Origin of the sequence: Streptomyces sp. HM190 (assembly GCF_009857135.1) — a bacterium.
Taxonomy (GTDB): domain Bacteria; phylum Actinomycetota; class Actinomycetes; order Streptomycetales; family Streptomycetaceae; genus Streptomyces; species Streptomyces heilongjiangensis.
On the sequence record NZ_CP047318.1, the window covers coordinates 6852189 to 6871476 of the forward strand.

Here is a 19288-nt window from a genome sequence, read left to right on the forward strand (position 1 = left end):
AACTCTTCGGACTTACGGGGTTACTCGGCGCCGAGCCCGGCGTCGTCGACCTCGGGTTCGCCCGCGGCCTTGAGGACCTTGTTCAGCAGCGTCAGGTCGTAGATGCCGTCCAGCCTCGGCTTCTCCAGCAGACCCGCCTTGACCGCGTGCTCTGCCTCCGTGCTGAGGGTGGCGGCCAGCGGGTCGTCGACGAACTGGATGGACTGCCACGCCGGGTCGAGCACGTTCGCCGGCAGCGCCTTGCCGGAGTCCGCCTTGAGCTGCGCGTTCGCCGCCGCCCTGGCCTCGTCCGGGTGGGCGTGGATGTACGCGTTGGTCTTCACCGAGCCGCGCAGCACGGCCTCGACCACGTCCGGGTGCTCCTTCAGGAACTCCTGCCGCACGACGATGTTCGTGATGACGAACTTCTTGTCCGGCCACAGGTCGGCCTCGTCCAGCAGCACCTTCGCGCCCTCGGCGACCAGCTTGGACGCGGTCGGCTCGGGCACCCAGGCACCGTCGACGGCCCCGGACTTGTAGGCGTCCGGTGCGATGGAGTTGTCGGTGCGGACCACGGACACGTCGCCCTTGCCGCTCTGCGCGTCGACCTTCCAGCCCTGTTCGGCGATCCAGTTGAGGAACGCCACGTCCTGGGTGTTGCCGAGCTGCGGCGTGGCGATCTTCTTGCCCTTGACGTCCTGCAGGGACTTGATCTTGTCCGGGTCGACGACGAGCTTGACGCCGCCGGAGGCGGAACCGCCGATGATGCGCAGGTTCGCGCCGTCGGCCTTGGTGAAGCCGTTGATGGCGGGGGAGGGGCCGATCCAGCCGATGTCGATGGAGCCGCCGTTGAGGGCCTCGATCTCGGAGGGCCCGGCGTTGAAGGTCGTGTACTTCGCGCGGGTTCCGCCGAGTTCCTTCTGGAAGAGGCCCTTCTGGATGCCGACGAGCGCGGTGCCGTGCGTGAGGTTGCCGAAGTAGCCGATGCTGACGGTGTCGAGTCCGTCGATCTTCTTGGCTCCGGCGGCCACCTGGGCGACGTCGTCCTTGGGCGCCTGGGAGCCGTAGCCGCATGCGGCGAGGGTGAGGAGCGGGACGGTGGCGAGCGCCGCGAAAGCGCGCCGGACGGCGGTCGATCGGGAGGCAGGCACGGGAGGTGTTCCTCTCGTTGGCCCGGGGTCACGGCCTTGCGGGGCGTGGCCGGGTCGTCAGGAAAAAGGTCTTCGTCGCACCGGGGACGTCCGGTGGCGGGAGGGGGCGCGCATGCGGTGCGCGTACGTCAGCGCACACATCGGGCGACTCCGCCCTGCCCGCTGCCGACCCGGCCGCCCTCCTTCGCGAACGTCGCGTAGTAGTCCAGGGAGCCCATGTCAGAAGTCCCACCCGTCGTCCTCGGAGTCGTCCTTGACGGGCTCCGGGGAGGCGAAGGACTCGCCGACCATGCCGGCGGTCAGGGTCGTGCCGTCGGAGGGGTCGATCAGGATGAACGAACCGGTGCGGCGGGAGTCCGCGTAGGAGTCGACCGGCAGCGGCTCCGCCGTACGGACCTTCACCCGGCCGATGTCGTTGGCGACGAGCTGTCCCGGGTGCGGGTGCAGGGACAGGTCGTCGAGCGTGAGACGGGACGGGATGTCCTTCACGATCGCCTTCACCGTGCGGGTGCCGTGCTTGAGCAGCACCCGGTGGCCGACCGTCAGCGGCTGGTCGGCGACATGGCAGACCGTCGCCTCGATGTCCTGCGTCGTCGCGGGCGCGTCCTTGCTCGGCACGATCAGGTCGCCGCGCGAGATGTCGATGTCGTCCTCCAGCAGGAGCGTCACCGACTGCGGGGTGTAGGCGACGTCGACCGGCCTGCCCAGCACGTCGATGCCCGCGACCTTCGTCGCACGGCCCGACGGCAGCACCGTCACCGGGTCGCCGACCCGGAACGTGCCGGCGGCGATCTGCCCGGCGTACCCCCGGTAGTCCGGGTGCTCGGCGGTCTGCGGGCGGATCACGTACTGCACGGGCAGCCGGGCGTGGCAGTGCGCCAGGTCGTGGCTGACCGGCACGGTCTCCAGGTGCTCCAGGACCGTCGGACCGCCGTACCAGTCCATGTGCGCGGACGGCTCCACCACGTTGTCGCCGGCCAGCGCCGAGATCGGGATCGCGGTGACCTCGGGGACGCCCAGCTCGGTCGCGTACGCCGTGAACTCCTCGGCGATGCCCGCGAAGACCTTCTCCTCGTACGCGACGAGGTCCATCTTGTTGACGGCGAGCACCACGTGCGGGACGCGCAGCAGCGCGGCGATCGCGGCGTGCCGGCGGGTCTGCTCGACGACCCCGTTGCGGGCGTCGACCAGGATCACCGTCAGCTCGGCGGTGGAGGCACCCGTCACCATGTTGCGGGTGTACTGCACGTGGCCGGGGGTGTCGGCGAGGATGAACCGGCGCTTGGCCGTGGCGAAGTAGCGGTACGCCACGTCGATGGTGATGCCCTGCTCCCGCTCGGCCCGCAGGCCGTCGGTGAGCAGCGCGAGGTCCGGGCCCTCCTGGCCGCGGCTCGCCGAGGCGCGCTCCACGGCCTCCAACTGGTCGGTGAGGACCGACTTGGAGTCGTGCAGCAGCCGGCCGACGAGGGTGGACTTGCCGTCGTCGACGGAGCCTGCGGTGGCGAACCTGAGGAGTGTGGTGGCGGAGAGTTCCGCGGTCGTCGTCATGCTTAGAAGTACCCCTCGCGCTTGCGGTCTTCCATCGCGGCCTCGGACAGCTTGTCGTCGGCGCGGGTGGCGCCCCGCTCGGTGAGCCGGGACGCGGCGATCTCGGTGATGACCTGCTCCAGCGTGACCGCGTCGGAGTCGACGGCACCGGTGCAGGACATGTCCCCCACGGTCCGGTAGCGGATGAGCCGCCGTTCGACGGTCTCGCCCTCCTTCGGGCCGCCCCACTCGCCGGCCGTCAGCCACATGCCGGCCCGCCGGAACACGTCACGCTCGTGCGCGAAGTAGATCTCCGGCAGTTCGATGCGCTCCCGGGCGATGTACTGCCAGACGTCCAGCTCGGTCCAGTTGGAGAGCGGGAAGACCCGGACGTGCTCGCCGGGCGCGTGCCGGCCGTTGTAGAGCTGCCACAGCTCGGGGCGCTGACGGCGCGGGTCCCACTGGGAGAACTCGTCGCGCAGCGAGAACACCCGCTCCTTGGCGCGCGCCTTCTCCTCGTCGCGTCGCCCGCCGCCGAAGACCGCGTCGAACTTCTCCGACTGGATCGTCTCGGTCAGCGGCACCGTCTGCAGCGGGTTGCGGGTGCCGTCGGAGCGCTCCTTGAGGACGCCGCGGTCGATGTAGTCCTGCACCGACGCCACGTGCAGCCGCAGGTTGTGCTCGGCCACCGTGCGGTCCCGGTACTCGATGACCTCGGGGAAGTTGTGCCCGGTGTCGACATGCAGCAGCGAGAAGGGGACCGCCGCCGGGGCGAACGCCTTCAGCGCCAGGTGCAGCATGACGATGGAGTCCTTGCCGCCGGAGAACAGGATCACCGGCCGCTCGAACTCGCCCGCCACCTCGCGGAAGATGTGGACGGCCTCGGACTCCAGCGCGTCCAGGTGCGAGAGGGTGTACGGCGTGCCGGTGCCCTCGGACACGGCCCTGACGGTCGTCGTCATGCCAGACCCCTCTCGGTGAGCAGCTTGTGGACCAGCGCCGCGGACTCCTGGACCGTCTGGTCCTGCGACTCGATGCGCAGGTCCGGGTCGACGGGCGCCTCGTACGGGTCGTCGACCCCGGTCAGTCCGGAGATCTCGCCCGCCGCCTGCTTGGCGTACAGCCCCTTCACGTCGCGTTCGGAGCACACCTCGACCGGAGTGGCCACGTGGACCTCCACGTACGCGGCACCGCTCGCCGCGTGGCGCTCGCGCACCGCCTCGCGGCTGTCGGCGTACGGCGCGATGACCGGGACCAGCACCTTGACGCCGTTGCGGGCGAGCAGGTCGGCGAGGAAGCCGATGCGCTGCACGTTGGTGTGCCGGTCGGCGCGGCTGAAGCCGAGGCCGGCGGTGAGGAACTCGCGGATCTCGTCGCCGTCGAGCACCTCGACGAGGTGGCCCTCCGCGCGCAGCCGGTTCGCCAGCTCGTACGCGATGGTGGTCTTGCCGGCGCTCGGCAGACCCGTGAGCCAGACGGTGGCTCCGGTCGTCACTTGGTTCTCCTGGTTCGTCACGGGCACGGTCGCGATCACAGGTGCAGCCCGCACTCGGTCTTGGCGCTGCCGGCCCAGCGGCCGGCCCGCGCGTCCTCGCCCGGGGCGACGCGGCGGGTGCAGGGGGCGCAGCCCACGGAGGCGTAGCCGTCCATGAGCAGCGGGTTGGTGAGCACCCCGTGCTCGGCGACGTAGGCGTCCACGTCGTCCTGCGTCCAGCGGGCGATCGGGGCGATCTTGACCTTGCCCCGCTTCTCGTCCCAGGCGACGACCGGGGTGTTCGCCCGGGTCGGGGACTCGTCGCGGCGCAGGCCCGTCGCCCACGCGTCGAAGCGGGCGAGGCCCTCTTCGAGCGGTTCGACCTTGCGCAGGAAGCAGCACAGGTCCGGGTCGCGGTCGTGCAGCTTCGGACCGTACTCGGCGTCCTGCTCGGCGACCGTCCGGCGCGGGGTGATCGTGAGGACGTTGACGTCCATCACGGCCTCCACCGCGTCGCGGGTGCCGATGGTCTCCGGGAAGTGGTAGCCGGTGTCGAGGAACACCACGTCCACGCCGGGCCGGGCCCGGGAGGCGAGGTGCGCGACCACGGCGTCCTCCATGGAGGAGGTCACGCAGAACCGCGTGCCGAAGGTGTCCGCGGCCCACTGGAGGATCTCCAGGGCCGAGGCGTCCTCCAGGTCACGGCCGGCCTGCTCGGCGAGCGCCTTGACTTCGGCGCGCCGGGCGTCGTCGGGACCGGCCGGGGTGTCGTCGTCGCTCGGCGGCGCGGATGTGCCGCCGTCCGCCTGAACGGTCGTCATATGTGATCCCCTCCGCTGTCGGCTCGCCGAAGCCCCCGGGCCAGCAGCCCGAGGAACTTCAGCTGGAAGGCTCGGTTGCAGGCCCCGCATTCCCACGCGCCGTGACCCGCCTCGTTCGGGCGGAGGTCCTCGTCGCCGCAGTAGGGGCAGTGGAACGGCGCGGCTCGCTCGCTCATGACAGGGACTCCTCGTCGGCGCGGGCCACCCAGGTGGCGAACCGCTCGCCGTCCTCGCGCTCGGCTTCGAAGCGCCGCAGGACCCGCTCGACATAGTCGGGCAGTTCCTCGGAGGTGACCTTCAGGCCGCGCACCTTGCGGCCGAACCCGGCCTCCAGGCCGAGCGCGCCGCCCAGGTGCACCTGGAAGCCCTCGACCTGCTCGCCCCGCTCGTCGAGGACGAGCTGTCCCTTGAGACCGATGTCCGCCACCTGGATACGCGCGCAGGCGTTCGGGCAGCCGTTGATGTTGATGGTGAGCGGCTCGTCGAAGTCGGGGAGGCGGCGCTCCAGTTCGTCGATGAGCAAGGAGCCGCGGGCCTTCGTCTCGACGATCGCGAGCTTGCAGTACTCGATGCCGGTGCACGCCATCGTGCCGCGCCGGAACGGCGACGGGTTCACCGTGAGGTCCAGCGCCTCCAGCCCCGCGACGAGCGAGTCGACCTGGTCCTCGGTGACGTCGAGCACGATCATCTTCTGCTCGGCGGTGGTGCTGACGCGACCGGAGCCGTGGGCCTCGGCGAGGTCGGCGATCTTCGTCAGGGTGGTGCCGTCGACGCGGCCGACGCGCGGGGCGAACCCGACGTAGTAGCGGCCGTCGTTCTGCGGGTGCACACCGACGTGGTCGCGCCAGCGCTCCACGGGCTGGTCGGGGGCGGGCCCGTCGATCAGCTTGCGCTTGAGGTACTCGTCCTCCAGGACCTGCCGGAACTTCTCGGTGCCCCAGTCCGCGAGGAGGAACTTCAGCCGGGCGCGGGTGCGCAGCCGCCGGTAGCCGTAGTCGCGGAAGATCGAGATGACGCCCTCGTACACGTCGGCGACCTCGTCCAGCGGCACCCAGGTGCCGAGCCGCTGCCCGATCTTGGGGTTGGTGGACAGACCGCCGCCGACCCACAGGTCGAAGCCGGGGCCGTGCTCGGGGTGGCGGACGCCGACGAAGGCGATGTCGTTGATCTCGTGCGCCACGTCCAGCAGCGGCGAGCCGGAGATCGCGGACTTGAACTTGCGGGGCAGGTTGGAGAACGCCTTGTTGCCGATGATCCGGCGCTGGATCTCCTCCATGGCGGGCGTGCCGTCGATGATCTCGTCCGCCGCGATACCGGCGACGGGCGAACCGATGATCACACGCGGGGTGTCGCCGCACGCCTCGGTCGTGGACAGCCCCACGGCCTCCAGGCGCTCCCAGATCTCGGGCACGTCCTCGACCCGGATCCAGTGGTACTGCACGTTCTGCCGGTCGGTGATGTCGGCGGTGCCCCGCGCGAACTCCTGCGAGATCTCACCGATCACCCGCAACTGCTGCGTGGTGAGACGGCCGCCGTCGATGCGGACCCGCAGCATGAAGTACTTGTCGTCCAGCTCCTCCGGCTCCAGGATCGCGGTCTTGCCGCCGTCGATCCCGGGCTTGCGCTGGGTGTACAGACCCCACCAGCGCATCCGTCCGCGCAGGTCGTTCGGGTCGATCGAGTCGAAGCCGCGCTTGGAGTAGATCGTCTCAATGCGTGTCCGCACATTGAGACCGTCGTCGTCCTTCTTGAACTGCTCGTTGCCGTTGAGGGGGGTGAAGTGTCCGGCTGCCCACTGTCCTTCGCCACGGTGACGGCTCACCTTGCGGCGGGGCGTGGCGGAGTTCTGCGGGGTGGCGGCCATGGATGTACGTCCTTCGGACAAGTGGGTAAGCGGCTCTGACCAGCGCGTACGCGCACATGCGGGCACACCGGCAGGGGTGTGCGGCGCCTGCGCGTCATTGCGCTGGCCGAAACGGGGGAGGGGGGTGCGGCGCTGGTGCCCGGGGTCGTCTCGACCCCTCGCGGTGGGGGCGTCAGCTCACCGGACAGATGGCGCTGGACATGCGGCCGAGGTCGACGTGCCGCCGACTCACCAAGGCAATTCCAGTTCCAGACATGACGGAAGCGTGGCACGGCTCTTTAGACCGAGTCCACCTTCATCCACATGCCGGACAGGGATGTCTCGTATCGCGAGACGATGTGATGTGGGTCATGACGTGCGCGGCAATGCCCCCGGCCAGGGACCCGGCGTGGCCACGTCCGCCTCCTCCGTCACCTTGGTGTCGAACAACGTGAATCCGCGCCGCTGGTAGTTGGCCATCGCGTGCTCGCCGTCCCTGCTGCACGTGTGCAGCCACACCCGCTTCGTCGGCGGCAGCGCCGGCCACCGCTCGGCGAGGTCCCAGGCCCGTGCGGTGCCGTACGACAGCAGGTGACCGCCGATGCGCCGGCCCCGGAAGGCCGGGATCAGCCCGAAGTACACGATCTCCACGGTCCCGCCGTCCTGCGGCTCCAGCTCGACGTACCCCGCGGGCGTGCCACGGTCGTATGCGACCCAGGTCTCCACGCCGGGCTGCCGAAGGTGTTCCTGCCACCGGGCGTACGACCACGACAGCCGGTCGATCCACCGGATGTCACCGCCGACGGACGCGTAGAGGAAGCGGCTGAACTCGGGGGAGGGCACCTCGGCGCGGACGATCCGCACGTCGTCGCCCTCGGGGGCGGCGGCGGGCAGGAGGTCGCTCGGGGACGTCTGCTCCAGGGACCAGGTGGTGACGGTGCTGCGGCTGCTCATACGGCCAGGGAATCACGGCGGTCGCCCCGCGACCAAGGGCGGCCCCGGTCCACCGGACACGGGGGCCGCCCTCCCGTCAGGGCTCTCCGGTCCAGGGCCCTCCCGGGTCCGGGCCCCTCCCTAGTGCCGCGACGGGCAACGTTCGCCCCGTCGCGACGCCCGGTACGCACTCCCGCCGCACCGGGCACAGGCCCGAGTACATCCCGTACGAGGACGTGCGCCCGGCACGCCGGGAGCACGCACCGGACACCGCTCCTCGACGGGCGAACGTCACCTGCCGCGGCACTAGGGAGTGTTTCGAAAGTAGCGTCGTCTGCCCGAAGGGCAGGCCCGGCGGCGTCCGGTGCGTGCGATCGCACGGCGGAGGGTCGTCCCGATACTGGTGGTATCGGGGCGATCCCGACAACGCGGCGAGCGTGCGTGCCGGACGCCGCCGGGCAGACGGGACTTTCGAAACACGCCCTAGTCCAGGGCGCTCTCGACGTCCGACAGCCTCACCGCGTACAGCACGCGCTCGGGGACGGGAGCGGTGAGCGTCCACAGCTCGCTGGTCCCGGGCGCGTAGGAGAGAGGTCCGCCGTGCAGTCCCCAGCAGGCGTACGACTGGTGCTCCGAGGTACCGTTCGTGCAGGTGGCGGCTCGGGCGTGTTCCTCGTCCTGCCGCCACACCGTGCCGTGCCGACCCTGCTTGGCGGCGGCCTGGCTCACGTACCAGTCGCCGTCGTGGGAGAGGACGCCGCGGACGCCGGTGGCCTTCGTCTCGTACGCCTCGTCGGCCTCGACCTCGCCCTGCCGTCCGGTCGTGCCGAGCAGTCCGGCCCGGTCGGACACGGTGTCGAGGTCGTACCGCCACACGCGGGCCGCCGTGCCGCTGCCCGTCGTGAACGACTCGTTGGCGACGACGCTCGGCGGTGTCGACGTCCGGTCGAGCGAGACGGAGGTCAGACAGGGCACCCCGTCGTTGCCGCGCGCGTCGCAGGTCTCGCCGGAGGCCGGGCTGTAGGAGGCGACCGCAGGCAGCACGTACCGGTAGTGGTGGGCGGAGAAGCCCCGGTCGACCTTGCCGATCGCGTCGCTGTCGGTGACGTCGGCGCGGAGGAAGCGGTCGAGGTCGAAGACGAAGAGGGAGTCGTCGCGGTAGCCGCTGTTCTGCGGGTTCCGGGCGGTGACGATCAGCTTGTTCTCGTACCAGGCCATACCGCCGAGCCGGGAACGCACCGCCTTCAGCCCCTTGCCGTCGGCCTGCGGCACGACGAGCAGCACCCAGCGGTACTTCAGGTGCGACGGGTCGCTCGCGTCCACGAAGGCGACCCGGGCGAGGCCCTCCTCGCCGGCCGTGGTGCCGGCGTGGGTCCAGCCGGACACGATGACCTTGTTGTCGCGGGACGTGGTGACCGACTGCGGCCGCCACCGGTCGTCGACCGCGTCCGGGGCCTCCCAGCAGTACGCCCGCGCGGCCGTCGGCGCGACCGGCAGGACGCCCTTCTCCGTGACGAAGCAGTCGCTCTCGTCCCGCATGGTGTGGTTGGCGCTGCGCAGCACCTCGTCGACGCCGACCCGCCCGCCCATCCCGGCGGTGAGGGTCTCCAGCGCGGTCCGGTCGGTGAGGCTCTCCTTCAGCCGGAGTTCGTGCAGCTCGGCGGCCGAACCGACCGACGACAACCCGCCCGGCGTCTTCCCGCCCGCCGCCTGGGACGTGCTGATCAGGGTGGCCGCCGCCGTGAGCGCCAGCGCGGTCCCCGCGAGGGAAGCGCGCAGCGCACGCCCCCTTCTGCGCCGTCGGTGCCTACCGCGATGCTTCATCACAACCTCCCGGTCAGCCAACTGCCTCCTGCGAGCGGAACCTTGACGGAGGGACAGGTGGGGTGGCCTGGAAGGGATGCTACGGCAGTGGGACACGTGTCACGCCGAGGACGCGGGAAATACAGGGAGATCCCTCACCGGGGGGCCATGATCCGTTCACCGGAAGGGGGTTGTGGAGGGGGTGATCCGGCCACGGGGTGGCCGGATCAGGGGGCGGTGCGATTCCCGTGCCCCGACCGTCCTTCCCCCGGACCTGCCCCCCGACCTTCCACCCGGCCCTCCCCCGGACCTTCCACCCGGCCCGCCCGCCACGTCTGTTCGTCCCGTGCCGTCGCTCTCGCGCGTGCCACTCCCGGTGCCGCCGAGTGCGGCAGGAGGTCCAGGGGATTGTCGGGGAGGCGCACCTCGACGTCGGCCCGTTCGGTGAAACGGTAGGGCCGGTGGTCGAGGTGGGCGCCCAGGTAGCGGCGTACACGCGACATCTCGGCGCGGACGGTGACCGTGCGGGCGGGGTCGCCGAACATGTCGTCGGCGAGGGCGGAGGCGCTGCGGCCGCCCCGGTGGAGGGCGAGGAGGTACAGCAGTTCCGCGTGGCGAGGGCTCAACTCGTGGGTCCAGGAACCGGCGGAGCCGTTCACGGTGACGGTCCAGCGGCGCGGTCGGGAGACGTCGAGGCTGATACGGGTGGCCGTCGGGGCGGGCGCGGCGTCCGCGGTGGGCCGTATCAGCCAGCCGGCGGAGAGCGGTTCGACCGTGCACGGCCCCAGCGCGGCCAGCCGGCAGCGGCCCGGCGCGAGGGACTTGGGCAGCGCGAGGCGCGAGGTGTACGGCATGCCGGTCACCGCGGCCGTCCATCCGTCCCGGTCCACGGCGACCGCCGGGCCACCGACCCGGGCGAGCACCGGGGCCGCCACCGCCCGCAGTTGCTCCAGCGAGGCGAGGTGCAGGTCGCGCAGCCGGGACTGGGCCAGCTTGGCGACCGCGTCGACCAGCGCCAGCGTCGCGGGGTGCAGGGTCTCCAGGGGGCCGCTGACGTCGACCGAGCCGAGGAGCCGGCCGTCGCGCGGGTCGGTGATGGGCGCGCCGGTGCAGGTCCAGCAGTGCAGGGCCCGCACGAAGTGCTCGGAGGCGAACACCTGGACGGGGCGGCGGACCACCAGCGGTGTGCCCACCCCGTTCGTGCCGACCGTCTCCTCCCGCAGGTCCGCGCCGACCCCGAGGCCCTGTCCGTCCGCCTTGCGGAGCACCGCCGAACTGCCCTCCCGCCACAGCACCCGGGCGTCCGCGTCCGCGACCATAATGATGTGCTGCGCGGTGTCCGCCAGGGACAGCAACCCTTCGCGCAGCACCGGCAGTACGTGCCGCAGGGGAGACGTCCGGCGACGGCGCTCCACCTCGTCACGGCTCAGCAGGTCCGCCCGGAAGTCGTGGTCGGGGTCCATCCCGCTGCGCAGCATGCGGCTCCAGGACTCCTGGATCACCGGGCGGGGAGAGGTTTTCGGACGCCGTCCGGCGAGGGCCGAGGCACGGACCTCGCCGAGCACCCGTGCCGCCCGGGCGGCGTCCGTGGCGGTGAGCCGCGCGACTTCCATCGGCGAGTGCGGCACTCGTTCCTCCCGGCAGAACCGCTTCCCGGCCCGCGAGGGCCGAGGGATTTTGGGCCTGCGTGACCGGCGTTGACTACGGGGTTCATAGTCTGCCGTTCTTCCCCCACGGAGGGACTGACTCCGGCCACAGAGCGCGGACGAGTTGCAACCCCCTGCAACTCTGGCGGACGGCCGGGCCCTGCTCGACACTTGTCCAACGCCGCCCGGTGCGGCGCGTGTGCTCCGCTCGCAGGGGCCCGAGCGCGGGGGTGGTGCCGTGTCGGCGCAGCACCACCCCCGCGCCACTCGACCGGGGCCCCGCCCGGCGGGGGTCAGCCCACCGGCCGGGCCCGCTCCACCACCGAGGCCAGGTCCAGCGTGTGCGGCAGCGTGCCGAAGGCCGCGCCCCAGTCGCCGCCCAGACGGGACGCGCAGAACGCGTCCGCGACCGCCGGCGGCGCGTACCGCACCAGGAGGGCGCCCTGGAGGACGAGGGCCAGGCGCTCCACGAGCCGGCGGGCGCGGGCCTCGACACCGTCGAGGTCGGCGAGTTCGGTCAGCAGGTTCTTGATCGCCCCGTCGAGACGGTGGTCGGCGCCGCGGGCCCGGCCCACCTCCCTCAGGTACGCGTCGAGCGCCCCGGGTTCGCGCTGCAGGGCGCGCAGCACGTCCAGCGCCTGGACGTTCCCGGCGCCCTCCCAGATCGAGTTGAGCGGCGACTCCCGCAGCAGCCGGGGCATGCCCGACTCCTCGACGTAGCCGTTGCCGCCGAGGCACTCCGACGCCTCCGTCACCGCGGCCGTACAGCGCTTGGTCACCCAGTACTTGGCGGCCGGCACCGCCAGCCGCAGCAGCGCGCGCTCGCCCTCGTCGCCGTCCGGTCCCTCCGCCGCGTCGTACGCCGCCGCCAGCCGCAGCGCCAGCGTCGTCGCCGCCTCCGACTCCAGCGCCAGATCGGCGAGAACGTTCCGCATGAGCGGCTTGTCGATCAGCTTCCCGCCGAACGCCTCCCGGTACGCGCAGTGGTGAGCGGCCTGCGCCACCGCCTGCCGCATCAGCGAGGCCGCGCCCAGCGCGCAGTCCAGCCGGGTCACGGACACCATCTCGATGATCGTGCGCACGCCCCGGCCCTCGTCGCCGACCCGGCGCGCCCACGTCCCGTCGAACTCGACCTCGCCGGAGGCGTTCGACCGGTTGCCCAGCTTGTCCTTCAGCCGCTGGACGCGGAACACGTTGCGGGTGCCGTCCGCCAGCACCCGCGGCACCAGGAAGCAGGTCAGCCCGCCCGGCGCCTGGGCCAGCACCAGGAACCCGTCGGACATGGGCGCCGAGCAGAACCACTTGTGGCCCCGCAGCGCATACGTCCCGTCCTCGGCCAGCGGCCGGGCCTCGGTCGTGTTGGCGCGTACGTCGCTGCCGCCCTGCTTCTCCGTCATGCCCATCCCGAAGAGCACACCGGCCTTCCGGTCGGCGGGCCGCAGCTCCGCGTCGTAGATCGTGGACGTCAGCCGCGGCTCCCACTCGGCGGCCAGCGCCGGATCCGTGCGCAGGGCGGGCACCGCCGCGTGGGTCATCGACAGCGGGCAGCCGTTGCCGGCCTCGACCTGCGTCCAGACGACGAAGCCGGCGGCGCGCCGGACGTGCCCGGAGGGCCGCGACCAGGCGGCCGTCAGCCCCGCCGAGACGCCCTTGCCGAGCAGCCGGTGCCAGGAGGGGTGGAACTCGACCTCGTCGATCCGGTTGCCGTAGCGGTCGTGGGTGCGCAGCTTCGGCGGGTTCTCGTTGGCGAGCCTGCCCCACTCCTGGACCTGCTCCGACCCGGCCGTACGGCCGAGGCCCGACAGTTCACCGCGGGCCTCGTCGAGGACGTCCGGGGCCACATGGCGTTCGACGGCCTCCGTCAGGACCCGGTCGGCGGCGAAGACGTCATAGCCCACCAGGGGCGGAACCTGATTGGTCACTTCGTGCGTGGCTGCCATGCCAGGAACCTACCCCCCGGTACGGCGAGGGGCACCCGCATCCGGGGGTGGGCGCCCCGAGTGCGCCCCGAGTGCGCCCCGCTCGGACCACCCGTCCGAGGCGCCGCGCCCACACCACCGGCGCCGCCAGTTCACCGGGAGGTGAGGCGGGCACGCGCAGACGGATACCTTTAGGGCGTGCAGCCAGCAAGTCAGTCACCCCCACCCCCCGAGAGCCCGCACGGGCGTCTCCATCGCGCGCGTGCCCTCTACCGGAACGTCTCCAAGCGCAGGACCGCCTGGCTGCTCCTGAAGGACACCGTCAACTCCTGCATCGAGTACCGCATCCTCGGCCTCGCCGCGGAGGCGGCGTTCTTCACCCTGCTCTCGGTACCGCCGCTGCTGCTCAGCATGATCGGCCTCCTCGGCTACGTCGACGACTGGACCGGCGCCGACACCATCGCCAGCCTGGAGCTCAACCTGCTGGAGGCCTCCCGCACCGTCCTGTCCGACCGGGGCGTCCGGGAGATCGCCCAGCCCATCCTGGACGACGTGATGAAGGGCGGCCGGCCCGACGTCATCTCCATCGGCTTCCTGATCGCCCTGTGGTCCGGCTCCCGCGCGGTGAACGTCTTCATCGACACCATCACCGTCATGTACGGCCTCGACGGCGTCCGCGGCATCGTCAAGACCCGCCTGATGGCGTTCCTGCTGTTCATCGTGGCCCTGCTCATCGGCTCCGTCGCGCTGCCGCTGATGGTCGCGGGCCCCGACGCGGTGGTCCGGATCGTGCCGTGGTCGACCACCGTCGTCCAGGTCCTGTACTGGCCGGTCGTGATCGTCCTGGGGATCGTCTTCCTCACCACGCTCTACCACGTGTCGGTGCCCGTGCGCTCCCCGTGGGTGGAGGACGTGCCCGGCTCCCTCGTCGCCCTCGGCATGTGGGTCCTCGGCAGCTTCCTGCTGCGCATCTACCTCGCCGCCACGGTCGAGGGGGCCACGATCTACGGCTCCCTCGCGGCGGCCGTCGCCGTCCTGCTGTGGATCGGTGTGAGCGCCTTCGCGGTCCTGGTCGGCGCGGCCGTCAACGCCGCCATCGACCGTGTCTGGCCGGCCGCGGCCACCGCCGCCGCCCGCGCCGCCAACGAGCGCCTGCGCGAGGAGCAGGCCGCCGAGTACGTCGCCCGCGCGGCCGCCGCCCGCTCCCACGACCCCGAGGACCCCGACATGCCCTCGGAGTTCCCGGAGCGCTGGTCCCGCTTCCTGCCGCCGGAGGACGTCACCTCGCGCCTGCGGTCACCGGCGAGGAAGGGCGACGAGTAGACAAGGGCGACGAGCAGGCCCCCGGCCGCCGGACGAGTGCGGCGCAGGGGGCAGGGTCCGACAGCCCGGCCGCCTGGCCGCTCGGTCGGCCGCCCGACAGCCCGGCCGCACCAACGCGGTGCCCGCCGCGCAGGCCGGGGTGTCCCGGGCGGCGTTCGCCCGGCGCTTCCACGACCTGGTCGGGGAGCCGCCGACGGCCTCTCGCACCGCGTGGCGGCTCGCCCTTGCCGCGGACCGGCTCCGGGACACCGAGGACACCCTGGGGGCGATCGCCCGGCGGTTCGGCTACGGGCGCGCGTTCTCCCCGTCGAGCGCGTTCGAGCGGGTCCACGGGGTCAGCCCGCAGGAGCACGGGGGACGCGTACGGGACCGTACGGGACCGCCCCCGGCCACCGGCGTAACCTTTTCCCGTGTACGCGGAACGGGCGTCCCGGCCGGCCGGGGCCGTGGTGTGGACGAGGAGTCCCGGCGGTCCCGACGATACCGGCCCCGGGCGGGTCCTCCCCGACGGCTGCATGGATCTCCTCTGGAACGACGGACGGCTGCTCGTCGCCGGTCCCGACACCCGCGCGTACACCGTCGAGGGCGCCACCGGCGGCTGGGCCGGGGTCAGGTTCCAGCCGGGGGCCGCGCCCGCCTTCCTGGGCGTGCCCGCGCACGAACTGCGCGACCGGCGCGTGGCGTTGGACGACCTCTGGCCGACCCGGCTGGTCCGCGAGCTCACCGCGCGGGTGAACGCCGCCGACGATCCCGCGAACGGCCTCGAAGAGGTGGTCCTGGAGCGGGCGGCCGGGGGAGACCGGCCCGATCCGCTGCTGCGGCGCGTGGTCGCCGCGCTGGAGGCGGGCCGGCCGGTGTGGGCCACCGCCGACGAACTCGGCATCGGCGCCAGACAGTTGCACCGCCGCTCCCTCGCCGCGTTCGGGTACGGGCCCAAGACGCTGGCCCGCGTACTGCGGCTGCAGCGGGCGCTCACCCTGGCCCGCGACGGGGTGCCGTACGCGCAGACCGCGGCCCGCACCGGATACGCCGACCAGGCCCATCTGGCGCGGGACGTGAGGGAGTTGGCGGGAGTACCGCTCGGGGAACTGCTCGGCGGACGGTGACCGGCACGCCCCGGCGCGCGCCCCACCCGACACGGGCCGTCGGCGGTCCGCCGTGCGCCCGCCCCCTCCGCCGCGTCCGCTACCCGGCCGGCGGCAGCGGCGCGAAGAGGTCGACGCCGTTGCCGTCCGGGTCCAGGACCACGGCGTACCGCTGGCCCCACACCGCGTCCCACGGCTTGAGCTCGCCCCGGTGACCGGCGGCCACCAGTTCCTCGTACACCGCGTCGACCTCGGCGGGGCTGTCGCACAGCAGGGCCAGTCCGGCGCCGCCGCCCCTGCCCCGGCGCCACTCGGGGTGGAAGGACCGCACGGTCTCCTCGGTGTCGAGCATCAGCCGGAGCCCACCGGGCAGCGCCGCCTCGGCGTGCGGCTGCTCCTCGGAGCCCTCGGGGAAGGCGAAGCCGAGACGGCGGTAGAAGGTGACGGAGGCGGCCATGTCCGAGGCCACCATCCCGATCGCGTCGAGTCGTGGAGTCATACGGCCACCGTAGGCGCGCCGCACACCGCCGGTCTTGAAGGAAACGGACACGGGGGCGCGGCCAGCCGGGGGCTGTGACGGCGGAGCGCGGACACCGGGGGCAAGCGCTTGCACGCAACGGGCCCTTCGCCCTTCCTGTGGAACAACTGTGCGGCAGGATGGGGGACATGCTCCGTACCGCGCGCACTCTGCTGCCCCTGGCGTTGCTGCCGCTGCTGCTCACGGGCTGCGGGAGCGAGAAGGTCGTCGCGGTGTCCCGCGAACCCCTCGCGCCGGCCCCGGACCGGGCGCGGCTGCACGCCCGCGCCGAGGCACTCGGGCTCGCTCCGGGGCTGGTCTACGTCACCGAGTCCCCCGGATTCGCACTGGCCCGGCAGTCGGTCGGTGTGTACGGCGACGACGGTTTCTCCGCCGCCTACTGGTCCCGGCGGAGCAGCGCCCAGTTCCTGCTCCTCGTCGACCGCGGCGCGATGACCGCCGAGAACTGCCCCGAGCAGCCGCTCGGACAGGGCACCGGCGCGGCCGTCGACTGCGCGCGCGACGGCGACGCCTGGTACCGCACGTCGTCGGGGCAGCACGAGTACGCCCTCCAGCGCGGGGACCACGTCGTCCGGATCAGCGCGGCCGCGGGCGCCGTCGACCGTGATGTCCTGCGCGCCGCCGCCCGCGCCGCCCACCGCCCCACCGACGCGGAACTGGCCTGCCTTCTCCCGCCCGCGCACCACCCGGCGCCCCACGAGGGCAGGACGCCGCCCCCGCGCGACGGGTCGCCCGTCGACCGCGGCGACCTGCCCCCGGCCGGCGACGGAGCACCCGGCGACGAGGTCGGCGCGTCCGGCTGAGCGGCGGGGGAGCACAGCCACGGGCGGCCACGGGCGGCCGTCGGCGGCCGCCCGTGGCGCACCGCCCTCGGTCATCCCGTCGGGACACCTCCCTCGGCCACCCCGTGGTGACGCACGGGCACCCCGCCTTCCCGGCACGCCTGCGGGGAGGCGCCTGCGGGAAGGCCGGCTCCACGGGGCGAACGGGTGGGCTACCGGGGCGTGCCGCCCGGCTGCGGGCCGAACGCCGTCATGAACTGGTCGCGGAACTTGTCCATGCGCCAGACCGGGGTGTCCGAGGCCGGCTTGAGGCCGTCCGCCCAGCCCCAGTCCTCGATCTTCTCCAGCACCTTCGGGTCCTGCGCGACGACCGACACCGGCACGTCGTGGCTCGGGTTGTCGCCGGTGACCGTCTTGTTGGGCTGGTGGTCGCCGAGGAAGATCAGCACCGTGTCCTTCGAGCCGTACTCGGCGACGAAGTCGACGATGCTGCTCACCGAGTACTGGATGGTCTTGCGGTACTCGTCACGGACGTCGAGGGGGTCCTTCCAGACCTCCTTGGGGTCCTTGCCCTCGGCCTTCTGCAGGCCGTGGTAGACCGACCCGTCGCCGATCTCCTCCTCCGGGATCGTCCGCGGGATGGGTGCCCACGGGTTGTGGCTGGAGGTCAGGATGATCTCCGCCATCATCGGCTTGCGGCCCTCCTTGCCGTACTCCAGCTCCCGGAACGCCTTCAGGGTGTACTGGTCCGGCATGGTCGACCAGCTGAACTTCGGCCCCTGGTAACCCAGCTGGTCCGAGTCGTAGATGTGGTCGAGACCGAAGAACTTGCCCTCCGGCCACGCCTTCTGGGTGCCCGGCACGATCCCCACGGTGCGCCAGGCGCCGGTGCGGCGGAACGCCTCGGTGAGAGTGAGCCGGTCGCCCGCGACGAGGTGGTTGTAGCGCGACTGGTTCTTGATCCACAACCCGGACAGGAACGTGGAGTGGCCGAGCCAGCTGCCGGCGCCCGTGATGGGGGAGCGCAGCCAGCCGCTGCGCGACGCGTACCCGGCGTCCTTCAGCTCCTGCGTCTTCTGCGCGAGCGTCTCGCTCAGCGGCTCGCCCATCTGCGGGTTGTCGATCGCGGAGCGGCCGTAGCTCTCGATGAACGTGATCAGCACGTCCTTGCCGCGCAGCCCCGTCAGCAACTGGTCCGGCGGCACGTCGGCGAACGCGTCGACGGCGGCCTGCTTCTCGAACGCCTCGCCGTCCTTCAGTCCGTCGCGCACCGACTCGATGCGGTTCTCCACGAGCGTGGCGGCGCTGTGCGAGGCCAGCGGTACGTCCGCGACCTCCAGGGTCAGCGTGGAGCAGGTGATCCAGACGGTGCCGAGGACGAGGAGCGTACGGCTCGCGGTGTGCCGGTCGCGCTCCATCAGCCTGCTGATCCGCCGGACGGCGAAGGTCGTCAGGAACGGCAGGGCGAGCACCAGCGCGATCACGCCGACCGTCGCGGCCTGCGCCGCCGCGTTGCCGAGCGAGTCCTTCATGAACGACCGGGCGTTGTCCAGCAGGGGCCAGTCCAGCACCAGGTCGAAGGGCCGGTCGAGGGTCCAGTACGACCCCATGTCCAGCACCTTGACGATCATCAGCAGGCCGAGTACTGCGCCGATCGCCAGCACGGCCGCGCGCCGCGCCCTCGGCGGCAGCACCAGCAGCAGCGCCGCCCCGAGGATGCCCTCCGCGGGGATCCGGAGCAGTCGGCCCACCTCGAACTTCGTCATGTCGTTCGGCACGAGCAGGGCGAACACGACGAACGCGATGGCCAGTACGGTCCCGACCCGGTCAAGCACGAGGGCCCGCCGGGGATGCCGCTCCCGCCGGCCCTGGCCGTCGGCAGCCACTTCGGCACCGGGGACTTCTTGGGTCCCGGGCGTCGCCTCCGTGCCGGGCGTAGCCTCCGTCCCGGGCGTCGCCTCCGTGCCGGGCGTCGCCTCGCTCCCGGGCGCCTCCTCGGTGCCGGGCGTCGCCTCGCTCCCGGGCGCCTCCTCGGTGCCGGGTTTCTCCTCGGCCTTCGACTCCGGGTCGGACTTCACGTGCGGTTCTGGCTCGGGTTCGGGCTCGGCCTCGCCCTCCCGTTCGTCCTCGGAGTCCGCCCTCGCCGCGGACTGAGGCTCGGCTGCGGCTTCGGCTGCGGCCTCAGGCTCCGCCTCCCCCCGCGGGCCGGACTCGGCCTCGGCCTTCCCCCCGGCCCCGGCCCCCGCGTCCGGCACGGGATCCGTGTCCGCCGAAGGCGTGGACCCTTCCCCGGAGAGCGGTTTCGGCTCCGCTGCCTCGGCGGTGTTCTCGGGGGCGGTGTCGTCGTCCGGTGCTGGTGCCGGGCCCGGAAGCTGCGGAGAGCGTGTGTGCGACAACCCGAAGGTCCTTCCCTGTGGAACATGCTGGAGCTCTGTGCTGGTGGGCGGAGTGAGCCGAGGAGCGG

General features: G+C 72.4%; 17 protein-coding genes and 1 pseudogene. 4 read left to right on the forward strand and 14 right to left on the reverse strand.

Translation table 11 applies throughout. From position 1 onward, the window contains the following. Window positions 1–20 precede the first annotated feature (20 nt). The 12 genes from GSY65_RS29320 to GSY65_RS29375 all read right to left on the reverse strand — a co-directional run bounded on the left by GSY65_RS29320 (window position 21) and on the right by GSY65_RS29375 (window position 13117). A complete protein-coding gene (locus GSY65_RS29320; RefSeq protein WP_159774278.1) occupies window positions 21–1130 on the reverse strand; it encodes an aliphatic sulfonate ABC transporter substrate-binding protein in 1110 nt (369 codons plus the stop codon). A gap of 219 nt (window positions 1131–1349) precedes the next feature. Continuing rightward, on the reverse strand, window positions 1350–2678 hold the full coding sequence (locus GSY65_RS29330; protein WP_159774281.1) for a sulfate adenylyltransferase subunit 1: 1329 nt from the start codon (window positions 2676–2678) through the stop codon (window positions 1350–1352). A gap of 2 nt (window positions 2679–2680) precedes the next feature. Then, window positions 2681–3619 (reverse strand): sulfate adenylyltransferase subunit CysD, encoded by a 939-nt coding sequence (gene cysD, locus GSY65_RS29335; RefSeq protein ID WP_159774283.1) that lies wholly within the window; start codon window positions 3617–3619, stop codon window positions 2681–2683. Then, window positions 3616–4152: an adenylyl-sulfate kinase gene (gene cysC / locus GSY65_RS29340; RefSeq protein ID WP_159774285.1), complete on the reverse strand. Its 537-nt coding sequence runs from the start codon at window positions 4150–4152 to the stop codon at window positions 3616–3618. The genes cysD and cysC overlap by 4 nt, the downstream gene beginning before the upstream one ends. Before the next feature lie 35 nt (window positions 4153–4187). Beyond that, window positions 4188–4952: a phosphoadenylyl-sulfate reductase gene (locus GSY65_RS29345; RefSeq protein WP_159774287.1), complete on the reverse strand. Its 765-nt coding sequence runs from the start codon at window positions 4950–4952 to the stop codon at window positions 4188–4190. Beyond that, window positions 4949–5128 (reverse strand): hypothetical protein, encoded by a 180-nt coding sequence (locus tag GSY65_RS29350; protein WP_159774289.1) that lies wholly within the window; start codon window positions 5126–5128, stop codon window positions 4949–4951. Before GSY65_RS29350 ends, GSY65_RS29345 begins: the two co-directional genes overlap by 4 nt. Further along, complete coding sequence (locus GSY65_RS29355; protein ID WP_159774291.1) at window positions 5125–6816, reverse strand: nitrite/sulfite reductase; 1692 nt, start codon at window positions 6814–6816, stop codon at window positions 5125–5127. Before GSY65_RS29355 ends, GSY65_RS29350 begins: the two co-directional genes overlap by 4 nt. A gap of 172 nt (window positions 6817–6988) precedes the next feature. Then, a complete protein-coding gene (locus GSY65_RS34570; RefSeq protein ID WP_309474722.1) occupies window positions 6989–7072 on the reverse strand; it encodes a putative leader peptide in 84 nt (27 codons plus the stop codon). 92 nt (window positions 7073–7164) lie between these two features. Beyond that, window positions 7165–7749: a GNAT family N-acetyltransferase gene (locus tag GSY65_RS29360; RefSeq protein ID WP_159774293.1), complete on the reverse strand. Its 585-nt coding sequence runs from the start codon at window positions 7747–7749 to the stop codon at window positions 7165–7167. 462 nt (window positions 7750–8211) lie between these two features. Beyond that, complete coding sequence (locus tag GSY65_RS29365) at window positions 8212–9552, reverse strand: hypothetical protein (RefSeq protein WP_159774295.1); 1341 nt, start codon at window positions 9550–9552, stop codon at window positions 8212–8214. Between the two features lie 206 nt (window positions 9553–9758). Continuing rightward, on the reverse strand, window positions 9759–11144 hold the full coding sequence (locus GSY65_RS29370) for a helix-turn-helix domain-containing protein (RefSeq protein WP_159776507.1): 1386 nt from the start codon (window positions 11142–11144) through the stop codon (window positions 9759–9761). A gap of 326 nt (window positions 11145–11470) precedes the next feature. Continuing rightward, window positions 11471–13117 carry an acyl-CoA dehydrogenase family protein gene (locus GSY65_RS29375; RefSeq protein WP_159774297.1) on the reverse strand — a complete coding sequence of 549 codons (1647 nt, stop codon included), beginning with the start codon at window positions 13115–13117 and terminating at the stop codon, window positions 11471–11473. A gap of 177 nt (window positions 13118–13294) precedes the next feature. Here GSY65_RS29375 and GSY65_RS29380 point away from each other — a divergent pair, with 177 nt between their 5' ends. The 3 genes and pseudogenes from GSY65_RS29380 (at window position 13295) to GSY65_RS29390 (ending at window position 15525) form a co-directional block, all read left to right on the forward strand. Then, window positions 13295–14419, forward strand: a complete 1125-nt coding sequence (locus tag GSY65_RS29380) for a YihY/virulence factor BrkB family protein (RefSeq protein WP_201452707.1) — start codon at window positions 13295–13297, stop codon at window positions 14417–14419. A 109-nt stretch (window positions 14420–14528) separates the two neighbouring features. Beyond that, window positions 14529–14780, forward strand: a pseudogene (locus tag GSY65_RS29385) (helix-turn-helix domain-containing protein); the annotation flags it as partial. Between the two features lie 49 nt (window positions 14781–14829). Continuing rightward, window positions 14830–15525 carry a DUF6597 domain-containing transcriptional factor gene (locus GSY65_RS29390; protein WP_159774299.1) on the forward strand — a complete coding sequence of 232 codons (696 nt, stop codon included), beginning with the start codon at window positions 14830–14832 and terminating at the stop codon, window positions 15523–15525. Window positions 15526–15604: 79 nt separating this feature from the next. Here GSY65_RS29390 and GSY65_RS29395 read toward each other — a convergent pair whose 3' ends face one another. Next, window positions 15605–16003 (reverse strand): VOC family protein, encoded by a 399-nt coding sequence (locus tag GSY65_RS29395; RefSeq protein WP_159774301.1) that lies wholly within the window; start codon window positions 16001–16003, stop codon window positions 15605–15607. 167 nt (window positions 16004–16170) lie between these two features. On the opposite strand from GSY65_RS29395, the gene GSY65_RS29400 reads away from it, so the two are divergent. Then, window positions 16171–16845 (forward strand): hypothetical protein, encoded by a 675-nt coding sequence (locus GSY65_RS29400; RefSeq protein WP_159774303.1) that lies wholly within the window; start codon window positions 16171–16173, stop codon window positions 16843–16845. Between the two features lie 191 nt (window positions 16846–17036). Here the strand turns inward: GSY65_RS29400 and GSY65_RS29405 are convergent, their stop codons facing one another. After that, a complete protein-coding gene (locus GSY65_RS29405) occupies window positions 17037–19220 on the reverse strand; it encodes a sulfatase (RefSeq protein ID WP_159774305.1) in 2184 nt (727 codons plus the stop codon). Window positions 19221–19288 lie beyond the last annotated feature (68 nt).